The organism is Pseudomonas citronellolis (genome assembly GCF_900112375.1).
GTDB lineage: Bacteria > Pseudomonadota > Gammaproteobacteria > Pseudomonadales > Pseudomonadaceae > Pseudomonas > Pseudomonas citronellolis.
Window position 1 is genome coordinate 86,379 of the sequence record NZ_FOLS01000022.1, and the last position, 17,423, is coordinate 103,801.

At 70.3% G+C, this 17,423-nt stretch carries 17 protein-coding genes; 6 read left to right on the forward strand and 11 right to left on the reverse strand.

From position 1 onward, the window contains the following. Positions 1-122: 122 nt before the first annotated feature. On the reverse strand, positions 123-1,736 hold the full coding sequence (locus tag BM060_RS20560; protein WP_501037489.1) for a mechanosensitive ion channel family protein: 1,614 nt from the start codon (positions 1,734-1,736) through the stop codon (positions 123-125). A gap of 698 nt (positions 1,737-2,434) precedes the next feature. On the opposite strand from BM060_RS20560, the gene BM060_RS20565 reads away from it, so the two are divergent. Then, the gene (locus BM060_RS20565) at positions 2,435-3,781 is read left to right on the forward strand and encodes a chloride channel protein (protein ID WP_074982485.1); all 1,347 of its coding nucleotides are present in this window, start codon (positions 2,435-2,437) and stop codon (positions 3,779-3,781) included. Positions 3,782-3,980: 199 nt separating this feature from the next. On the opposite strand, the gene epsC is transcribed toward BM060_RS20565, so the two are convergent. After that, complete coding sequence (epsC, locus tag BM060_RS20570; RefSeq protein ID WP_074982486.1) at positions 3,981-4,931, reverse strand: serine O-acetyltransferase EpsC; 951 nt, start codon at positions 4,929-4,931, stop codon at positions 3,981-3,983. Between the two features lie 314 nt (positions 4,932-5,245). Between epsC and BM060_RS20575 the strand changes: the two genes are divergently transcribed. Beyond that, the gene (locus tag BM060_RS20575) at positions 5,246-6,817 is read left to right on the forward strand and encodes a GGDEF domain-containing protein (protein WP_074982488.1); all 1,572 of its coding nucleotides are present in this window, start codon (positions 5,246-5,248) and stop codon (positions 6,815-6,817) included. 22 nt (positions 6,818-6,839) lie between these two features. Here BM060_RS20575 and BM060_RS20580 read toward each other — a convergent pair whose 3' ends face one another. The 3 genes from BM060_RS20580 to BM060_RS20590 all read right to left on the reverse strand — a co-directional run bounded on the left by BM060_RS20580 (position 6,840) and on the right by BM060_RS20590 (position 9,421). After that, positions 6,840-7,079 (reverse strand): hypothetical protein, encoded by a 240-nt coding sequence (locus BM060_RS20580; protein WP_074982492.1) that lies wholly within the window; start codon positions 7,077-7,079, stop codon positions 6,840-6,842. A gap of 1,123 nt (positions 7,080-8,202) precedes the next feature. After that, complete coding sequence (locus BM060_RS20585) at positions 8,203-8,844, reverse strand: DUF1109 domain-containing protein (protein WP_074982495.1); 642 nt, start codon at positions 8,842-8,844, stop codon at positions 8,203-8,205. Then, the gene (locus BM060_RS20590; protein WP_074982497.1) at positions 8,831-9,421 is read right to left on the reverse strand and encodes a sigma-70 family RNA polymerase sigma factor; all 591 of its coding nucleotides are present in this window, start codon (positions 9,419-9,421) and stop codon (positions 8,831-8,833) included. Before BM060_RS20590 ends, BM060_RS20585 begins: the two co-directional genes overlap by 14 nt. A gap of 232 nt (positions 9,422-9,653) precedes the next feature. Between BM060_RS20590 and BM060_RS20595 the strand changes: the two genes are divergently transcribed. The 4 genes from BM060_RS20595 to BM060_RS20610 are packed head-to-tail and all read left to right on the forward strand — an operon-like array spanning position 9,654 to position 12,024. Continuing rightward, positions 9,654-9,941 carry a BufA1 family periplasmic bufferin-type metallophore gene (locus tag BM060_RS20595; RefSeq protein ID WP_074982499.1) on the forward strand — a complete coding sequence of 96 codons (288 nt, stop codon included), beginning with the start codon at positions 9,654-9,656 and terminating at the stop codon, positions 9,939-9,941. 16 nt (positions 9,942-9,957) lie between these two features. Next, a complete protein-coding gene (gene bufB / locus BM060_RS20600; protein ID WP_074982502.1) occupies positions 9,958-10,791 on the forward strand; it encodes an MNIO family bufferin maturase in 834 nt (277 codons plus the stop codon). After that, on the forward strand, positions 10,788-11,546 hold the full coding sequence (locus BM060_RS20605; protein WP_074982507.1) for an HvfC/BufC N-terminal domain-containing protein: 759 nt from the start codon (positions 10,788-10,790) through the stop codon (positions 11,544-11,546). The genes bufB and BM060_RS20605 overlap by 4 nt, the downstream gene beginning before the upstream one ends. Before the next feature lie 10 nt (positions 11,547-11,556). Further along, entirely contained in the window at positions 11,557-12,024 is a 468-nt protein-coding gene (locus BM060_RS20610; protein WP_074982508.1) for a DoxX family protein, read from the forward strand. An 11-nt stretch (positions 12,025-12,035) separates the two neighbouring features. Here BM060_RS20610 and BM060_RS20615 read toward each other — a convergent pair whose 3' ends face one another. The 6 genes from BM060_RS20615 to BM060_RS20640 are packed head-to-tail and all read right to left on the reverse strand — an operon-like array spanning position 12,036 to position 17,325. Further along, positions 12,036-12,821 (reverse strand): cyclase family protein, encoded by a 786-nt coding sequence (locus tag BM060_RS20615; protein WP_074982510.1) that lies wholly within the window; start codon positions 12,819-12,821, stop codon positions 12,036-12,038. After that, positions 12,818-13,801, reverse strand: a complete 984-nt coding sequence (locus tag BM060_RS20620) for an NAD-dependent epimerase/dehydratase family protein (protein ID WP_074982512.1) — start codon at positions 13,799-13,801, stop codon at positions 12,818-12,820. The genes BM060_RS20615 and BM060_RS20620 overlap by 4 nt, the downstream gene beginning before the upstream one ends. Next, positions 13,792-14,784: a fumarylacetoacetate hydrolase family protein gene (locus BM060_RS20625; RefSeq protein ID WP_074982514.1), complete on the reverse strand. Its 993-nt coding sequence runs from the start codon at positions 14,782-14,784 to the stop codon at positions 13,792-13,794. Before BM060_RS20625 ends, BM060_RS20620 begins: the two co-directional genes overlap by 10 nt. Continuing rightward, on the reverse strand, positions 14,781-15,353 hold the full coding sequence (locus BM060_RS20630) for a cupin domain-containing protein (RefSeq protein ID WP_074982516.1): 573 nt from the start codon (positions 15,351-15,353) through the stop codon (positions 14,781-14,783). Before BM060_RS20630 ends, BM060_RS20625 begins: the two co-directional genes overlap by 4 nt. An 11-nt stretch (positions 15,354-15,364) precedes the next feature. After that, positions 15,365-16,138 carry an SDR family NAD(P)-dependent oxidoreductase gene (locus tag BM060_RS20635; RefSeq protein ID WP_074982518.1) on the reverse strand — a complete coding sequence of 258 codons (774 nt, stop codon included), beginning with the start codon at positions 16,136-16,138 and terminating at the stop codon, positions 15,365-15,367. Then, positions 16,135-17,325, reverse strand: coding sequence for an MFS transporter (locus BM060_RS20640; protein ID WP_074982521.1), 1,191 nt, complete (start codon positions 17,323-17,325; stop codon positions 16,135-16,137). The genes BM060_RS20635 and BM060_RS20640 overlap by 4 nt, the downstream gene beginning before the upstream one ends. Between the last annotated feature and the right edge of the window lie 98 nt (positions 17,326-17,423).

The window sequence follows — 17,423 nt, forward strand, 5'->3', positions numbered from 1 at the left end:
TTGCTCGGTGAACTTCATCGACATGCGCTATCCAGTATGGCCTCCAGCGCTGGAACACGCGGCTCGCCTACAGGTTTAGGCAACGATCGAGCGGCTTTCAAACCAGCCCGGCCCATGTATTTTCATTTCCCGCCACGCCCTTCCCCCCCGGCCGGCGGCGTGGCCGGCGCGCTGTACCACTTGTCCCGCGGCACCCGCTTCTCCTGCGCGGGGTCGCCCAGGTAGTGCGGCGACATGATCTGCACGCCGTACTCGTTGAACACGTCCTGGATGTTGGCGTGCAGCAGGCTCAGCAGCTCCGCGCGCGGGCGCGGCTCGCTGGGCACGGCCTGGGCCACCAGGCGGTACTCCGGGTAGAAGTCCGACAGCCCGGTCTGGAACACCTGCGGCCGGGGCTTCTCGAGGATGCCGTCGGTGCGCCTGGCGGCTTCGACCAGCATCGCCTCCACCTGGCGCCAGGGCGTGTCGTAGCCGATGGTGACAACGGTGTCGACGATGTAGCCGGCGCCCTGCACGGCGCGCGAATAGTTGCGCGTCACCGAGCCGGTGATCATCGAGTTGGGCAGCGTCAGCACCTCGCCCAGGCCGGTGCGGATGGTGGTGTTGAACATGCCCACCTCGGTGACCGTGCCCTCGTTGTCGCCCACCCGCACGTACTCGCCCACCTTCAGCGTGCGCGAATAGGTGAGGATGAGCCCGGCGGCGGCCTGGCCGACCATGCTCGACGCGCCCAGGGAAATCATCAGGCCCAGCAGCACGGAAAGGCCCTTGAAGGCATCGGTGCCCGAGCCCGGCAGGTACGGGTAGGCCATCACCAGGGCGAACAGCCAGATGGCCAGGGAGGTCAGCCGCGTGGTCGGCTGCAGGGTTTCCACGGTCAGCCAGCGGATGCTCCCGGGGCGCGCCAGGCGTTCCAGCAGGCGCCGGCTGAAGGCGCTCACGCCGCGGGCGATGAAGAAGATCGCCACGGCCACGGCGAGGCCGGGAATGGCGCCGACGATGCCGTCCAGCAGGTAGTTGGCCAGCTCCAGCAGGTACAGGTTGAGGCCCTCGCCCCAGGGCCGGGTGTAGGGGAACTGCGAGAGCACGAAGCTCAGCCACTTGTAGCCGCACAGCAGCACGAACACCCAGTAGAGCAGCGCCAGCAGGCGGTCCACCAGGTAGAACACGTACTGCATGTCGAACAGCGGCGTGTGCCCGACCTTGATCTGGTAGGTGCGCTCGCGCATCAGCTGCGGCAGCAGCCCGCGCAGCTTGCGCCGCAGGTAGCCGGCGCCCTTGAGCAGCGCCGCGTAGACCAGCGTGGCCAGGGCCGAGAAGCCCAGGGCCGTGAGCAGAAAGCGCAGGCTGCGCGCCTGGCCGGTCTCCTCCACCACCAGGCGCAGGTTCGCCGCCGCCTGGGCGGCCGCCTCCTGCACCGAGCCGCCGGGCGGGTCCAGGTCCAGCGGCACGACGATGAAGGCGCGCCGGCCGCCCAGCAGCACTAGTTGGCTGTGCAGGATGGCGTCGATGCTCACCGTCAGCTCATCGGTGCCCTGCAACGCCTCCTCGATCACCGCCTTGGCCCTCTGCGCGCGGGCCGCCGGCGTCTCGCCGAGCAGGGTGGCGCGGAACACGACGATGCTGCGGTTGGCCACCTTCAGCTCCGCCGGCACGCCCGGCCCCCCTTCCGTGGCGTCGGCCGGCATCTGCGCCAGGGCCCAGCCCGGCAACGCGACGCAGAGCAACAACAGCATGCCGAACCAGCGCCTCATTCACTCCGCTCCTTGGCCCCTCGCTACGGGCGTCGATGGTGATCCAGCGGGCGAATGCGACCGCCCTGGCTCAAGCGTAGCCACTGCCGCGGCAGTCGTCGGCCCGGCGCAGCGAACTCTCGAAACCCTCGACTGCGCCACACTTCGCCAGCGAAGCGGCCATCGCCATCGGCTATACCTGGGGTGTCGCCCACCCGGTTACGGGCGGGCGGCTCTCGTGTTCCGATGCAATGGCCTACTGGCCCGCCACGTTGCGGGCGAGCGCTCCCCGCCGGGCCCGGCCAGGCTCCTGGGCCCGGCCCTGGCGGGGGCCTGTCGTTCAGGAAGGACGAGGGCATTCTTATGCCCGCTCGCCAGCCCAACCGTAGGGCGCATAACGCCCCAGGCGTTACCTATGTGTCCCGGCAGAACATTTGCAAAACCCATCGCCTACCCTGCCGACACAATCGCGGACAAAGTCCGCTCCTGCGCGGCAGGCGAGCACGGCTTTTCGTAGGAGCGAGCACCCCGGCGCAGTGGGCAAGGCAGTTGTTCCTACGGGATAACATCGCGTCTCCGTCCACGATTCGCATGCAGGGCGAGCGCCTGCACGGGAAAACGTGGAGACACCTGAACGCGAAGTGCAAGGCGATGGCAAGACGGCCATAATCCGCCCTTGCCCCGCGATCCAGGCCCCGTCGATGTCCGAACAGCCCAGCCCCGCCAACGCAGAACCCGCCCCCACCGCCAGCCTCCGGCGCTTCCGACGGCCACGCTGGCTGGAATGGCGACAGCGCCTGGCGTTCTGGGTCGGCGCGCTGCTGGTGGGCCTGGTGGCGCTGGCCTTCGCCTGGCTCGCGGACCAGTCCTTCGCCCTGTTCAAGCGCATGCTCGGCATTGCCCCCTGGCTGCCGCTGCTGGTCACCCCGGCGGGTTTCGCCCTGCTGGCCTGGATCACCCAGCGCTGGTTCGGCGAGGCCAAGGGCAGCGGCATTCCCCAGGTGATCGCCGCGCTGGAATCACCCTCGCGGCGCTTCCGCGCCCGGGTGCTGGCGCTGCCGGTGGCCGCCGTGCGCATGCTCTTCACCCTGGGCGCGCTGCTGGTGGGCGGCTCGGTGGGCCGCGAAGGGCCCACGGTGCACGTCGGCGCCGCGGTCATCTACGCCTTCGGCCGGCGCCTGGGGCTGCATGGCCGGCGCACCATCGCCGGGCTGATCCTCGCCGGCGGCGCGGCCGGCATCGCCGCGGCCTTCAACACCCCGCTGGCGGGCATCGTGTTCGCCATCGAGGAACTCAGCCGCACCTTCGAGCAGCGCTTCAGCGGCCTGGTGCTGACCGCGGTGCTGATCGGCGGCGCCGTCACCCTCGGCCTGATGGGCCACTACTCCTATTTCGGCGAGATCGGCGGCAGCCTGCCGGCCGGCTGGGGCTGGAGCGAGGTGCCGGCCTGCGCCCTGCTCGGCGGCCTGCTGGGCGGGCTCTACGTCAAGCTGGTGCTGCCCACCCAGGCCGGCTGGCTGGGCCGCATGTGCCGCCTGCGCGAGCGCTGGCCGGTACGCTTCGCCGCCGCCTGCGGCCTGCTGCTGGCGCTGCTGGGGCTGGCCTCGGGCAACCACGTGTTCGGCACCGGCTACGAGGAAACCCGCGCCCTGCTCGAAGGCCACCCGATGACCGACCAGGGCTTCGTGCTGTGGAAGTTCCTGGCCAACGTGGTGTCCTACCTCGCCGGCATCCCCGGCGGCCTGTTCTCGCCCTCGCTGAGCATAGGCGCGGCCTTCGCCCCGCTGCTGTCGCAGTTGCCCGACGTCAACCCGCAGACCTGCGCGCTGCTGGGCATGGGCGCCTACCTCGCCGGCGTGACCCGCTCGCCGCTGACCGCCTCGGTGATCGTCCTGGAACTCTCCCACAGCCCCGACCTGGTCATCCCCATGCTGGCCGCCACGGTCATGGCCGCCAGCATTTCCGGCTGGATCGCCCCGGTCTCGCTGTACCACGCCCTGGCCCGGCAGGTGCTGGACAAGCTGGCGCCGGCGCAGGGAACTCGCTGACGGAACAGGCCCGCTCGCGCCAAGACGCTTTTCGTAGGATGGGTTGAGCGAAGCGATACCCATCGCCACGACTACGAGGGCCGTGCAGTTGCATAGTTCGGTGCAACGGATCGGACCGATCGCGGACGGAGTCCGCTCCTACGATTCCAGGAAGCACGGTCGTAGGAGCGGACTCCGTCCGCGATTATCCGCCCTACGCCTAGTCCAGCCCCGCGTCGTTGGCCTGCTGCTGCAGGCTGGCCTGGCTGATCTGGCTGCCCGGCGGCACGCTGCGCGTCAGCCAGACGTTGCCGCCGATGGTGGAGCCCTTGCCGATGGTGACGCGCCCCAGGATGGTGGCGCCGGCGTAGATCACCACTTCGTCTTCGACGATCGGGTGGCGCGGCTGGCCCTTGTGCAGTTGGCCGGTCTCGTCGGCGGTGAAGCGCTTGGCGCCCAGGGTGACCGCCTGGTAGATGCGCACCTGCTCGCCGATGATCGCCGTTTCGCCGATCACTACGCCGGTGCCGTGGTCGATGAAGAAGCTGCCGCCGATCTGCGCGCCGGGGTGGATGTCGATGCCGGTGGCCGAGTGCGCCAGCTCGGAGATGATCCGCGCCACCAGCGGCAGGCCGGCGCGGTACAGGTGGTGCGCCATGCGGTGGTGGATGATGGCGAGCACGCCCGGATAGCACAGCAGCACCTCGTCGACGCTGCGCGCCGCCGGGTCACCCTGGTAGGCGGCCAGCACGTCGGAGTCCAGCAGTTGGCGCAGCAGCGGCAGGGCCAAGGCGAAGTCGCGGATGATGGCCAGCGCCCGCTCGTCGATGCCGTCCTCCGGCTCGCCGCGCTGGCGCGCGCTGTAGCGCAGCTCCAGGCGGGCCTGGATCAGCAGCGCGTTCAGGGCGCTGTCCAGGGTGTGGCCGACGAAGAAGTCCTCGCTCTCCTCGCGCAGGTCGTTGGGCCCCAGGCGCATGGGGAAGAGCGCGCAGGCCAGGCGCTCGACGACCTCCTCGATGGACCGCCGCGAAGGCAGCTCGCGCCCACCCTGCTCCCGCGGCCGGCCGCTGCGGCTGCGCCATTCGCTGCGCGCCGCGCGCAGTTCCTCGACGATGCGCTCCAGTTGCCAGCTCACCGGGCTGTTCTCAGTCTGTTTGCCGATCTCGTGCATGTATCGATACTTCCAATGCCGTGGTTCTTTCCAAGCGTAGGCCGGCTCGGGGGCCTTCGTCGCCATTACCGGTCTATCCTGAGGTTTCCCGGGCCCGCCGACAAATCGCTGCCGGTTCTAAGCTCATGCCAGGCCGGCGCACACCATTGGTCAACTAATGGCCATATGCCACCAAATTTTCACCTACCATGAACCTTGGCAGGATAGACGGATGCAGCACCGGAGGACCGGCCGCTGACGGGCCGCTGCCTTGCCAGAACCCGGCGGCCCGCCGTTTCCGGCCGCCATCTACCACGCGCCACTGGAATACGTCCATGTCATCCGGGGCCATCCCCAAGCTCAACCTGCGCACGCTGATCCTGCTGTTCACCTCGCTGGCCATCCTCGCCACGCTGTTGAACGACCTCTATGCCACCTACCGGATCCAGCGCGAGACGCTGGTGCGCAATTCGCTGGAGACCAACCGCGCGTACGCGGCGAAAGTCGCCCTGACCCTCGGCCAGAGCCTCGACGCCGACCTCGGCCGGCTGCGCTACAGCGCCCAGGTGATGGGCAAGGATTTCGCCTCCCGGGCGACGATGCAGGCCGAGGCCCGGCGCCTGGCGGAGCAGGACCAGAGCTTCAACACCCTGGTGATCGCCGATGCCCAGGGCCGGATTCTCGCCTCGCACCCGCCGGCGCTCAGTGTGGCCGGCCAGAACCTGCGCTCGCGGGAGCCGCTGGAACGGCGCCAGGCGATGATCAGCCCGGCCTTCAATTCGCTGGTGGGCAACCTGATCGTCTTCGTCTCCCACCCCATCCGCAGCCCGCAAGGCGAGTACCTGGGGCTGGTCGGCGGGACCATCTACCTGCGCAAGAACAACGCGCTCAACGAGATCGTCAGCAAGCACTTCCAGACCGACGCCTCGCACCTGTACCTGGTGGACGGCAACCGCCACCTGCTGTTCCACCCCGATGCCGACCACATCGGCAAGGCCGTGGGCCGCAACGCGGCGGTGGACGCCGTGCTGCACGGCGAGAGCGGCGCGATGCAGGTCACCGATGCCGACGGGGTGCAGATGCTGGCGGGCTATGCCCCGGTGCCCAACAGCGGCTGGGGGGTGGTCGTCCAGCAACCGATGAGCGTGCCCCTCGCCGCCCTGCGGGCGCTGATGCTCCAGGTGGTGCAGGGCATAGTGCCGATGATCCTGCTGGGGCTGGTCCTGCTCTGGTGGGCCGCCTCGCGGATCAGCCAGCCCCTGAGCAGGCTCGCCGACTATGCCGAGCAACTGGACGACTCCCGCGGCATCGGCCAGGTGAGCGCCTGGTACTACGAGGCCTGGCGCATCCGCCGCGCGCTGATCCAGGGCGCGCTGCTGACCCAGGAGCGCATCGGCAAGCTCAACCACCAGGTGCTCAGCGACCCGCTGACCGGCCTGGCGAACCGGCGGATGCTGGAGGACTGCCTGCGCGACTGGGCGCTGCTGGAGAAGCCTTTCGCGGTGATCAGCATGGACATCGACCATTTCAAGCGGGTCAACGACCAATACGGCCACGACGTCGGCGACAAGGTGCTGCAGGCCTTCGCCGGCCTGCTGCGGCAGAACTGCCGCGACGGCGACGTGCCCTGCCGGGTGGGTGGCGAGGAGTTCATCCTGCTGCTGCCGCTGACCGGCCTCACCGACGCCGCGGAAGTGGCGGAGCGGATCAGGCGCTCGCTGGCCGAGGCCGTCATGCCTCCGGCCGGGCAGGTCACCCTGTCGCTGGGGGTGGCCTGCTGGACGGCGGACCGGCCCGACGTCGCCGCCACGCTCAAGGAGGCGGATGAGCTGCTCTACCAGGCCAAGCAGGCCGGCAGGAACCGGGTGATGGTCCACGGCAAGGGGACCTCGACGACGGCCGCCTGACGAGCGCGTCGGCCAGGCAGGCTCACTCCAGCGGCGCGAGCCCGGCCTGGTCCTCCTCCCGGGTGTCGGGGTGCAGCGCCAATTCGATCCGGTGCGCGGCCTGCAGCAGCGCATCGGCATTCTCCTCGAGGCGTTTCGCGGCGGTGAGCAGGGCCGCGGCGGTAACGGGCGAGACGGCTTCCGCCGCGGCCTGGCGCAAGACCTGCACAGCGGAAGTCTCGTTGATGGCTGAGGCCAGCAATACCTTCCTTAGTCGTTCCATCTCCTCCTCCATCGTTGGTTGGAGCAGTGCAGGAATAGCTCTGAATTTGATGGGGTAGTGGATGAGCCGACAATCGGCAGTGTGGGGTTATGGCTTCGTTTGCGAGCCCTTGCATCCAACCTAACCCCGTCATTCCCGCGAACGCGGGACGCGGCTCCATCGCGAACAGCGCTTGCGCTGGCCCGAAGGGGAATAACCCAGTTGCCTTGGCTTGGGTGTTTCTGCGCCGCTCCGAGTTTGCCCGACCGTCTGGTTTCGCCCCCTCGGGCGAGTCCCTTTTGTCAAACGGTGGAAGGCCACCCCCGCAAAAAGGAACCAAAAAGGCTTGCCCCGCATACGGGCCCGATAAAGCCGGGCTACCCTCACGAACTCCCCCGCCACGGAGGCCCGCCCCGAGGGTACGTCCCTGTAGCCCGCGGGGCTCTCGCGACATCCATGTCGCATGACCTCCTGAGCACGGGTTTCGCTCGGCCTTCTGAAGGGGCGTTTCGGTGCGCTCGGCTATTTCTCTGGAAGTCCCAAGAGCAAACGCGCTTTTGCTTTTGCTTTTGTTCTTCGTAGGAGCGAGCTTGCTCGCGAACCCGGCAGTCACTGGGTTATTCCCCTTCGGGCCAGCGCAAGCGCTGTTCGCGATGGAGCCGCGTCCCGCGTTCGCGGGAATGACGAGGTTGAAGGATGATGCCTGACTCCAACGCCACTCCGAACAGCCCCCTCTCCCTTCAGGGAGAGGGCTGGGGAGAGGGTTACGGACTCCACCCCACACCTCTGCCAACCCTGACTCCGCTCCCCCTCCCTAACCCTCCCCCGCAAGCGGGAGAGGGGACCGTTCGGCGTGAAGTGCATTCACGAAGCTCCCTGACCCCACATCCGTCTAACCAAACCAATCGCGGACAGAGTCCGCTCCTACGGGTCCGGAATCATCAGGCATCGGAGCTTCGGCCAACGGCGTATAACCGCGAACGGTTATACGCCCTACGCGCTCACAGGATGACTCCGAACTTTCCGCCCGCTCCGGACGGCCCCCTCTCCCTCTGGGAGAGGGCTGGGGTGAGGGAACGGCGGCCAGGATTGAACACTCTTGCCGAACCCAGACACCGCTTGCCCTTCCTCGGGCGCCCCACCCTCACCAGCGCAACAGCCGCGGCCCCAGCAACGCCCCCAGCAGCGTCGGCAGCAGCATCCCCAGCAGGTACCAGATGCCCCAGAAGGGCACGCCCATTTCCGGGCAATGCAGGCAGTAGGCCAGGGTCGCTGTGGCGCCGGCCAGCAGGCCGCCGGCGGCGCCGGCCTGGCGCGGGCGTGTCGGCGCCAGGCCGCGCAGGGCCCAGAACACGCCGATGAAGGCCGGCAGCGAGAGCAGCGCGATGTTCAGCGGGCAGGTGCGCCAGGTGCGGCCGAAGATCAGGTCGGCGCGCGCCTCCAGCGGCGCGCCGGCCAGCGCCAGGGCGCCGCCCAGCCATACCAGCAGCACCGGCACGCACAGCGCGGCCCAGGCCGCGCCGCCGCGCACGCCTGGGCGCGCCAGGCGGCTGCACAGCCACAGCGCCAGCGGCGCCAGGCTGCCCGGCAGCGCGACCTTGGCCCAGAACAGCGGCGTGCGCGCCACCTGGGCGAGGTCGGCGCGCACGCCGTAGAGCGCCGCCACCAGCAGCAGTGCGCCCAGGCCGCCGCCCAGCAGGGCCAGGGCGAAGCGCCGGGCCAGGGCGTGCCGGTCCACCGCCGTTTCGCCGGCGGCCAGCAGGTCGATCAGCTCATCGGTCTTCATCGTTGCGCTTACCTCGAATCATGCCCGCCAGGGCCTTGAGCCCGCGGTGGATGCCTACTTTCACCGCCGAGCTGGACAGCCCGGTGAGCCGCGCCGTTTCTTCCACCGACAACCCTTCCAGCTTCACATGGACGATCGGCAGGCGCTGCCGCTCAGGCAGTCGCTGCAACAGGCGGCCGAGGTCGCGGCTGGCCTGCGCCGGTTCGCCGTCCTCGCTGGCGAAGAGTTCGTGATCATCCTCTTCCAGTGGCTGCTGCAGCGCCTCGCGACGGGCGTAGGCGCGGAAGTGATCGGCCAGCTTGTAGCGCGCGATGGCCTGCACCCAGGCGGTCAGCGGCTGCTCGGCGCGGTAGGTGTGGCGGGCGTTGTGCACGGCCAGCAGCACCTCCTGCAGCAGGTCCTCGACCTCCGCCGGGCGCTGCGCCAGGCGGCGGCGCAGGAAGGCCCGCAGGTGTACGCCAAGGGCGCCGAGAAAGTCGCGGTAGGCCGCGGCGTCGCCGGTCAGGCCACGCAACAGCAGGGCCTGGAGCTGCGCCTCGCGTGCGTTCAACTGCGCCTGGCTGGTAGTTCGTTGCATCGCTCGCCCTGGTTACACCGCGGATGAAATTTTTCTGCACGGCGCGCACCAGCCAGCATGCACACCCCGGCGGCATGAAAAAACCGGCCGCCGTTCAATACGTTAGGGCCGCGCCGGGGAAATCTCAAAAAAATTTTCGCGCACCTGTAACCGGATGGCGACAGGCGACGAACTGGTTCATGAGCCGACGGTAAGCCTCCGCCGGCCATCCCAATCTTTCGGAGACCGCACCATGAAAAGCATCGCCCTCGCTACCGCCGCCCTGACCCTCGCCTCCCTCGCCGGCGCCGCCCTGGCCGACGACATGAACACCCAGGCCGGCGCAGGCGCCGCCATGGAGAAATGCTACGGCGTGGCCCTGGCCGGCAAGAACGACTGCAAGGCCGGCGCCGGCACCACCTGCGCCGGCAGCGCCAAGAAGGACTACGACGGCATGCACTGGAAGAATGTCCCGGCCGGCACCTGCACCTCGATCAAGACGCCCCACGGCATGGGCTCGCTGACGCCGACCAAGGCCTGAGCGGAGGCCGCCGACCATGAACGCCATGCATGAACCGGGCGCCGGCCTGGGCCTGAAGGCCGAGCATTACTCCCAGGCCCTGGAATGCGACGCCGAGGGCCTGTGGTTCGAGGTCCACCCGGAGAACTACATGGTCGGCGGCCCGCGCCGCGCCTGGCTGGAGCGGATCGGCGAACGCCATCCGCTGTCGCTGCACGGGGTCTCGCTGTCCCTGGCAGCCGATGCACCGCCCGACGCGGCGCACCTGCAACGCCTGCGCGCGCTCGCCGAGCGCGTGCAGCCGATGCTGATTTCCGAGCACCTGGCCTGGTCGACCTGGCGTGGCCAGTACCTGCCGGACCTGCTGCCCTTCCCGCGCAGCCATACCGCCCTCGCGCGCATCGCCGAGAACATCCAGCGCACCCAGGACGCCCTGGGCCGGCGCATCGCCATCGAGAACCCCAGCCACTACCTGCGCCTCGACGGCCACGACTGGGACGAGATCGACTTCCTCACCGAACTGGCGCTGCGCACCGGTTGCGGCCTGCTGCTGGACGTCAACAACGTGCATGTCAGCGCCCACAACCTCGGCTTCGACGCCGCGCACTACCTCGACCGTTTTCCCGCCGCGGCGATCCTCGAAATCCACCTTGCCGGGCACAGCCACGACGAAGGCGGCGAACTGCTGATCGACTCCCACGACGCCGCCATCGCCGAACCGGTCTGGGCCCTTTACCAACGCCTGATCCAGCGCATCGGCCCACGCCCGACCTTGATCGAGCGCGACGACCACATCCCCGCATTCGGCGAATTGCTGGACGAGCGCGATGTCGCCCAGGCCATCCTCAACCTGGCGCAGGTGCCGGTATGAACAGCTCCCTCGGCGCCTTCCAGGACGCCTTCGTCGACGCCCTCTACCAGCACCCGGCGGGCGAGCTGGCGGTGCTGGCCGCGCAGCCGGGCTTCAGCGTCTACCGCAACACCGTGCTCAAGGGCTGCGTCGATGCCCTGTGCGACAACTTCCCCGCCGTCGAGCGCCTGGTCGGCCGCGAGTGGCTGGCCGCCGTCGCGGCGCTATATGCCCGCGAGACGCCGCCGAACGACGCGCGGCTGATCCTCTACGGCGAAGGCTTCGCCGACTTCCTCGATGCTTTCGAACCGGCCCGCCAGTTGCCCTACCTGGCCGACGTGGCGCGCCTGGACCGGCTCTGGCTGGAGGCCTTCGCCGCCGAGCAGGAACCCGCCCTGGCCCTGGCCGAACTGGCCGGCATGACCGCCACCGACCTCGCCCGCTGCCGCCTGCGCCCGCGGAGCAATGTGCGCTGGCGCTGGTTCGGCGGCCAGCCGATCTACAGCCTGTGGCGCTACAACCGCGAGGCGCTGCCCTTGCCGGAGGACATCCCCTGGCACGGCGAAGGCGCCCTGCTGGTGGGCAGCGCCGCGGGCGTCGCCTGGCAGCCGCTGGACCTCGGCGCCTGCGCCTTCCTCGACGCCTGCGCCGCCGGGCACGACCTCGACCGGGCCTCCGCCCTGGCGCTGCAGGCCCAGCCCGACCTGGACTTCACCGCCCTGCTCGGCCGCCTGCTGGCCGCCGCGGCCTTCGCCCCGCTCATCCTGCCCCACTGAGGAACCCGCCATGGACATCACCCACGCCCCGTCGACGAACCCCGGCCTGCGCCAGCGCTGGAACCGCCTGGCCGACGCCCTGCAGCGCCTGCTCGGCGAATCCTTCCTGTGCCTGGTGGCGCGCCTGGGCATCGCCTCGATCTTCTTCCTCTCCGGGCGCACCAAGGTGGAGGGCCTGCTGACCATCACTCCAAGCACCTACGAGCTGTTCCAGAGTGAATACGCGCTGCCGCTGGTCCCGCCGCACATCGCCGCGCACCTGGCCACCTACGCCGAGCACCTGTTCCCGCTGCTGCTGGTGCTGGGCCTGGGCACGCGCCTCTCGGCCCTGGCCCTGCTGGGCATGACCACGGTGATCGAGGTGTTCGTCTACCCCGACGCCTGGCCCACCCACCTGTCCTGGGCCGGCCTGCTCCTGCTGCTGGTCGCCCGCGGCGGCGGCCGGCTGTCGCTGGACCGCCTGCTGGGCATCCGCTGAGCGGCGCCGTCTCAGCCTTCGAAGATCGCCACGGCGCGGACGAACCCCGCCGAGGCGTGGCGGATCTTGTAAGGGAAGCAACTGACCAGGAAGCCGTCGGCCGGCAGCTGGTCGAGGTTGGCCAGCTTCTCCATCTGCCCGTAGCCGATGTCGCGGCCGGCCTTGTGGCCTTCCCAGATGAGCGCGGCGTCACCGCTTTCGGCGAAGCGTTCGCGGGTGTACTTGAAGGGCGCGTCCCAGCTCCAGGCGTCGGTGCCCACCACCCGCACGCCGCGCTGCAGCAGGTAGAGCGTGGCCTCGCGGCCCATGCCGACGCCGGCCTCCAGGTAGCCCGGCTGGCCGAACAGGCTGCCGGCGCGGGTGTTCACCAGCACGATGTCCAGCGGTTGCAGCGCGTGGCCGATGCGCGCCAGTTCCGTCTCCACTTCGGCCGCCGTCACCACGTGGCCGTCGGGCAGGTGGCGGAAGTCCAGCTTCACCCCCGGTTGTAGGCACCACTCCAGCGGCAGTTCGTCGATGCCGAAGGCCGGCTTGCCGCCGTCGGTGGTGGAGGCGTAGTGCCAGGGCGCGTCCATGTGGGTGCCGCTGTGGGTGGTGATCTGCAGGCGCTCGGCGGCCCAGGCCTCGTTGCCCGGCAGGTCTTCCTTGCGCAGGCCGGGGAACATCGCGGCCATTTCCGGCCAGCCCTGCTGGTGGTCCATGTAGTCGATCTTCGGCAGCAACGGCGGCGGGTCGGTATAGGGGTTGTTCTCCAGGCTCACCGAGAGGTCGAGCAGGCGGCGCTTGCTCAGGTTCATGCGGAAACTCCTTTGCGGGCGGCCGCGCGGCTGCGGCGCGGCGCAAGGTCGAGGGCGTTGCGCAGCAGCGCGGCGGCCGAGCCGTCGTGGCGGAAGCCCAGGGCGCGGGCCTGCGGCGTGCGCAGCGGCGGGAAGCGGCCGAACAGCGCTTCCAGCTGCGCGTCGGGCTCGAAGGCGATGCGCGCGCGGTTGGCCTCGCCGAAGCTGGCGGCCAGGGCGTCGAGCACCTGGGCGATGGACAGCTGCAGCACCGGCAGTTGCCACACGCGCCGCGCGCCGGGGTTCTCCAGCTCGGCGGCGTGCAGCAGGTTGTCCACGCAGCAGCGCGCCGACATCCACCAGGCACTGGCCTGCGGCGACACCGGGCAGGTGTAGGGCTCGCCGGCGGCGTAGGCGTGCAACAGGTCGCTCATGAAGGCCGAGCGCAGGCCGTTGGGCTGCCGCGGCCGGGCGACGATGCCGGGCAGGCGCAGGGCGCGGCCGTCCACCTCGCCGCGGCGGGCCAGGTCCTCCAGGGCGGTTTCCACCATCAGCTTGTGCGCGGCGTAGGACAGTTGCGGGTGCGCCGGCTGCGCCTCGTCCATGCGCGCCGGCAGCTCGCCGCCGTACACTGCCACGCTGCTGGCGTACACCAGCACCGGCGGGCGCTCGCGGTGGCGCAGTTGCTGCAGCAGTTCCAGGCTGGCCTGCAGGTTGACCTGGTAGCCCAGTTCGTACTGCGCCTCGGCAGCGCCGCCGGGCACGCTGACCAGGTGGAACACCACGTCGATGCCGTCGGCCAGCACCCGGCGCAGCAGCGCCGGGTCGGTGACGCTGCCGAAGTGGCGGCGCAGGCGGCGGTCGTCCGGCAGGCCGTCCAGTTGCTGGTCGAGCAGCAGCAGCGCGTCTATCCGCCGCCCGCGCAGCTCGCCCTGCTCCAGCAGGCGGCGGACCAGTTCGCGACCGACGAAACCATTGGCCCCGCTGACCATCACGCGCATGGCCAGCCCCCTTGCACCACGCGCTGGTCGATGGCGCCGAACAGCGCTTCGCCGTCCATGCCGCGGGCCTCCATGCGCACGCGGTCGCCGAAGCGCATGAAGCCGGTGCGCGGCGCGCCCTGGGCGAGGGTCTCGATGGCGCGGCGCTCGGCGATGCAGGCCGAGCCCACCGCGCGGTCGGCGTTGGACACGGTACCCGAGCCGATCAGGGTGCCGGCACTCAGCCTGCGCGTCAGGGCCGCATGGGCGATCAACTGGTGGAAGCCGAAGTGCATGGCGCCGCCGTGGGGGTGGCCGAACCATTCGCCGTTCCACTCGACGTGCAGCGGCAGGTGCACGCGGCCATCGCGCCAGGCCGCGCCCAGTTCGTCCGGGGTCACCGCCACCGGGGCGAAACTGCTGGCGGGCTTGGCCTGGAGGAAGCCGAAGCCGGTCTTCATTTCCCGCGGCGCCAGGGCGCGCAGGCTGACGTCGTTGAGCTGCAGCACCAGGCGTACGTGCGTCAGGGCGCGTTCGGCCGGGCAGCCCATGGGCACCGCGTCCACCAGCACGGCGAACTCGCCTTCGAAGTCGATGCCGTGGGCCTCGCTGGGCAGCGGGATGTCCGCCCGCGGGCCGAGGAAGTCGTCGCCGGCGCCCTGGTAGATCAGCGGGATGCTGTCGGCGCCGTCGATGGGCTCCAGGTCGAAGGCCTTCTGCATCAGCTCGCCATGGCTGAGGAAGCAGGAGCCGTCCAGCCATTGCCAGGCGCGCGGCAGCGGCGCGGCCAGCTGCGCCGGGTCGAGGGCGAAGGCGCCATCCGCCTCGTCGGCGTTCAGGCGCTGGTAGAGGCGTTGCAGGGCGGGTTCGACGGCGGGCCAGTCGTCCAGCGCCGCCTGCAGGGTGGCGGCGATGGCGCTGGCGTCCACCGCCCGCTGCAGGTCGCGGGAGACCACCAGCAGGCGGCCGTCGCGGCTGCCGTCGTTGAGGCTGGCGAGCTTCATGGCAGCAGCTCCTTCAGCGCCTCGGCGTAGCGGCCGTCGAGGAGGATGAAGACCATCCGCGCCATCTGCTCGGTGCGGTTGCTCCAGGCGTGGTTGGTGCCGCGTTGCACCACGATGTCGCCGCGCTTCAACTGCACTTCGCCTTCGTCCAGCACCAGCCACACCTCGCCTTCGGTGACGATGCCGTAGTCCAGGGTTTCGGTGCGGTGCATCAGCTTGTGCTTCGACTCGGCCTTGCCGGTGCCGGCGTGGGCCTGGCCGATCTCGGCGAAGGCGGCCGCCGCGTCCGCAGCGCTGACCTGGTTCTGCAGACTGTCCGGCGGGATGTCCACCACGCGGATCACGCTGCCCAGCGGGCCGGGGCTCAGTTGCAGCGGCTGGTTGGTCGGGTCATCGCCATTGTCCAGCGGCGCCGGGCTGGCGGCGCTGTTCCACACCTCGTAGAACACGGTGCCGGGCACCGCCTTGAGCGGGAAGACGTTGGGCGTCGGGCCGCAGCTGGCGACCACCGCCTGGCCCCGGGCGTCGTGCCCGGTGACTATGCGCTTGAATTCGGGAAGCTGTTGCATGGCATCTCCTTTCAATTGCCGTCGCCGATGGTGGTGCCACCGTCGACGATGAGGTTCTGGCCGCTGATGAAGGCGCCGCCGGGCGCGGCGAGCAGCAGCGCCAGGGCGGCCACCTCCTCGGGGCGGCCGACGCGGCGCAACGGGGTGAGCGCCAGACGGCGCCGCAGGACTTCGGGGTTGTCGGTGAGCGGACGGGCGAACGCGGTCTGGATCACCCCGGGGCTGATGGCGTTGACGCGGATGTTCGCCGGGCCCCATTCCACCGCCAGGTTGCGCGCCAGCTGGGCCAGGCCGGCCTTGGACAGGCCGTAGAGGCCCAGGCCCTTGTTGCCGCGCACGCCGGCGATGCTGGCCATCAGCACCACGCTGCCGCCGCCGCGCGCGGCCATGGCCGGCAGCAGCGCATTGGTCAGCCAGAGGGCACTGCGCAGGTTGACGGTGAGGGTCAGCTCCCAGTCGGCGTCGCTGGCCGTGGCGAGCGGGCCCATGTGCGGCGCCACGCCGGCGTTGCAGACCAGCGCATCGAGGCCGCCGAGGCGCGCCAGGGCCTGTTCCGCCAGCCTCTGCACGGCTTGCGGGTCACGCAGGTCGGCGGGCAGCGCGAGGGCCTCGATGCCCTCCTCCGCCAGCTGCGCCACGCTGCGCGCGCAGTCCTCGGCGTTTTCGCTGCTGATCGCCAGGCGCGCGCCGGCGCGGCCGTACTCGCGGGCGATGGCCAGGCCGATGCCGCGGGTGGCGCCGGTGATGAGCGCGGCCTTGCCGACCAGGGAGAAGAGTTCGCTCATAGCGCCTCCACCGCCGGCGCCGACCGGCCTCGGCGCAGCAGCACCAGGCACAGCGGGGCCAGGACCAGTTGGCCGATGGCGACCGCCAGCAAGGCCTGGGGCAGCTGCGGGTTGGCGCCGCCGCTGATCGCCAGCACCAGCAGCGGGCTGAGGAATTCACCGGCGAAGATGGACGCGGTGAAGCCGCCGGTGGCGCGGCCGCGCTGGTGGAAGCCGACCTGCAGCATCACCTGGGTGATCAGCGTCGGCAGCAGCAGGCCCACGCCCAGACCGTTGACCAGCACCGCCAGCACCACAAGCGCGTGGCTGTCGGCCAGGGCCATGAGCGCACCGCCCAGGCCAGCGGTGGCGAAGCCCAGGGCCAGCAGGCGCCGCGCCGGCAGCGTGGCGAGCAGGCGGAAGGCCAGGGCCCCGGCGAGCACGCCGAGTTGGTTGGCGCCCATGGTCATGCCCACCTGCTGCGGAGCGTCCACGTGCAGCAGCTGCAGCAGGTAGCCGGCCTGCACCGGGACGATGAACAGGCTGACGCCGGCCAGCAGGGTCAGCAGGTACAGCGGCGCCAGCGCGGCCCAGGGGAAGCCTTCGGCGTCCGCGCGCGCCGGCCCGGCATGGCGCACCTGCGGCTCCCACAGCAATGCCGCCATCAGCGGCAGGCACAGCAGGCCCACCGCGTAGAGCGCGAAGGGCGTGCGCCAGCCGCTCTCCCCCAGCGCCCCGCCCAGGCCCATGAACAGCGCGGCGGACAGCGAGGTGGCGACCATCTGCAGGGCGAACAGGCGTTCGCGGCGCTGGCCGTCGAAGTAGTCGCCCATCAGGGTGGTGCAGCAGGTCATGATGCCCGCCTCGGCCAGGCCGATGCCGGCGCGGCTGGCGACGATCAGCCCCAGCGAGTCGAGCCACAGCGGCAGCACCCCGCACAGGCTGTACAGCAACATGCTGGCCAGCAGAAGCGGGCGCCGCCCGATGCGGTCGGCGAGCAACCCGGCCAGCGGCGCCAGGAAGGCGATCACCAGCGCTGGCAGGGTCAGGGCGACGGGCACCAGCACGGCGGCGCCGGGGGTTTCGGCGAAATGCGCCTGCATGCGCGGCAGCACCGGTGCGATGAGCACCGCGCCGAGCACCGGCAGGCAGCTGCCGAACAGCAGTAGCAGGGCTTGCGCGGCTCCGGCGGGGCGTGCGGCGGTCATTGCGCACCTCCGCGCCGGAAACCCATGGGGCCGTGGCGATGGGTATCGCTTCGCTCAACCCATCCTACGCAGGTGTTCCTGCCGCACCTGTAGGAGCG

Excerpts from the sequence above, each read along its gene's own strand:
- BM060_RS20560 (WP_501037489.1), bottom strand. The coding sequence starts at position 1,736 with ATGCTGTTGTTGCTCTGCGTCGCGTTGCCGGGCTGGGCCCTGGCGCAG.
- BM060_RS20565 (WP_074982485.1), top strand. The coding sequence starts at position 2,435 with ATGTCCGAACAGCCCAGCCCCGCCAACGCAGAACCCGCCCCCACCGCC.
- epsC (WP_074982486.1), bottom strand. The coding sequence starts at position 4,931 with ATGCACGAGATCGGCAAACAGACTGAGAACAGCCCGGTGAGCTGGCAA.
- BM060_RS20575 (WP_074982488.1), top strand. The coding sequence starts at position 5,246 with ATGTCATCCGGGGCCATCCCCAAGCTCAACCTGCGCACGCTGATCCTG.
- BM060_RS20580 (WP_074982492.1), bottom strand. The coding sequence starts at position 7,079 with ATGGAACGACTAAGGAAGGTATTGCTGGCCTCAGCCATCAACGAGACT.
- BM060_RS20585 (WP_074982495.1), bottom strand. The coding sequence starts at position 8,844 with ATGAAGACCGATGAGCTGATCGACCTGCTGGCCGCCGGCGAAACGGCG.
- BM060_RS20590 (WP_074982497.1), bottom strand. The coding sequence starts at position 9,421 with ATGCAACGAACTACCAGCCAGGCGCAGTTGAACGCACGCGAGGCGCAG.
- BM060_RS20595 (WP_074982499.1), top strand. The coding sequence starts at position 9,654 with ATGAAAAGCATCGCCCTCGCTACCGCCGCCCTGACCCTCGCCTCCCTC.
- bufB (WP_074982502.1), top strand. The coding sequence starts at position 9,958 with ATGAACGCCATGCATGAACCGGGCGCCGGCCTGGGCCTGAAGGCCGAG.
- BM060_RS20605 (WP_074982507.1), top strand. The coding sequence starts at position 10,788 with ATGAACAGCTCCCTCGGCGCCTTCCAGGACGCCTTCGTCGACGCCCTC.
- BM060_RS20610 (WP_074982508.1), top strand. The coding sequence starts at position 11,557 with ATGGACATCACCCACGCCCCGTCGACGAACCCCGGCCTGCGCCAGCGC.
- BM060_RS20615 (WP_074982510.1), bottom strand. The coding sequence starts at position 12,821 with ATGAACCTGAGCAAGCGCCGCCTGCTCGACCTCTCGGTGAGCCTGGAG.
- BM060_RS20620 (WP_074982512.1), bottom strand. The coding sequence starts at position 13,801 with ATGCGCGTGATGGTCAGCGGGGCCAATGGTTTCGTCGGTCGCGAACTG.
- BM060_RS20625 (WP_074982514.1), bottom strand. The coding sequence starts at position 14,784 with ATGAAGCTCGCCAGCCTCAACGACGGCAGCCGCGACGGCCGCCTGCTG.
- BM060_RS20630 (WP_074982516.1), bottom strand. The coding sequence starts at position 15,353 with ATGCAACAGCTTCCCGAATTCAAGCGCATAGTCACCGGGCACGACGCC.
- BM060_RS20635 (WP_074982518.1), bottom strand. The coding sequence starts at position 16,138 with ATGAGCGAACTCTTCTCCCTGGTCGGCAAGGCCGCGCTCATCACCGGC.
- BM060_RS20640 (WP_074982521.1), bottom strand. The coding sequence starts at position 17,325 with ATGACCGCCGCACGCCCCGCCGGAGCCGCGCAAGCCCTGCTACTGCTG.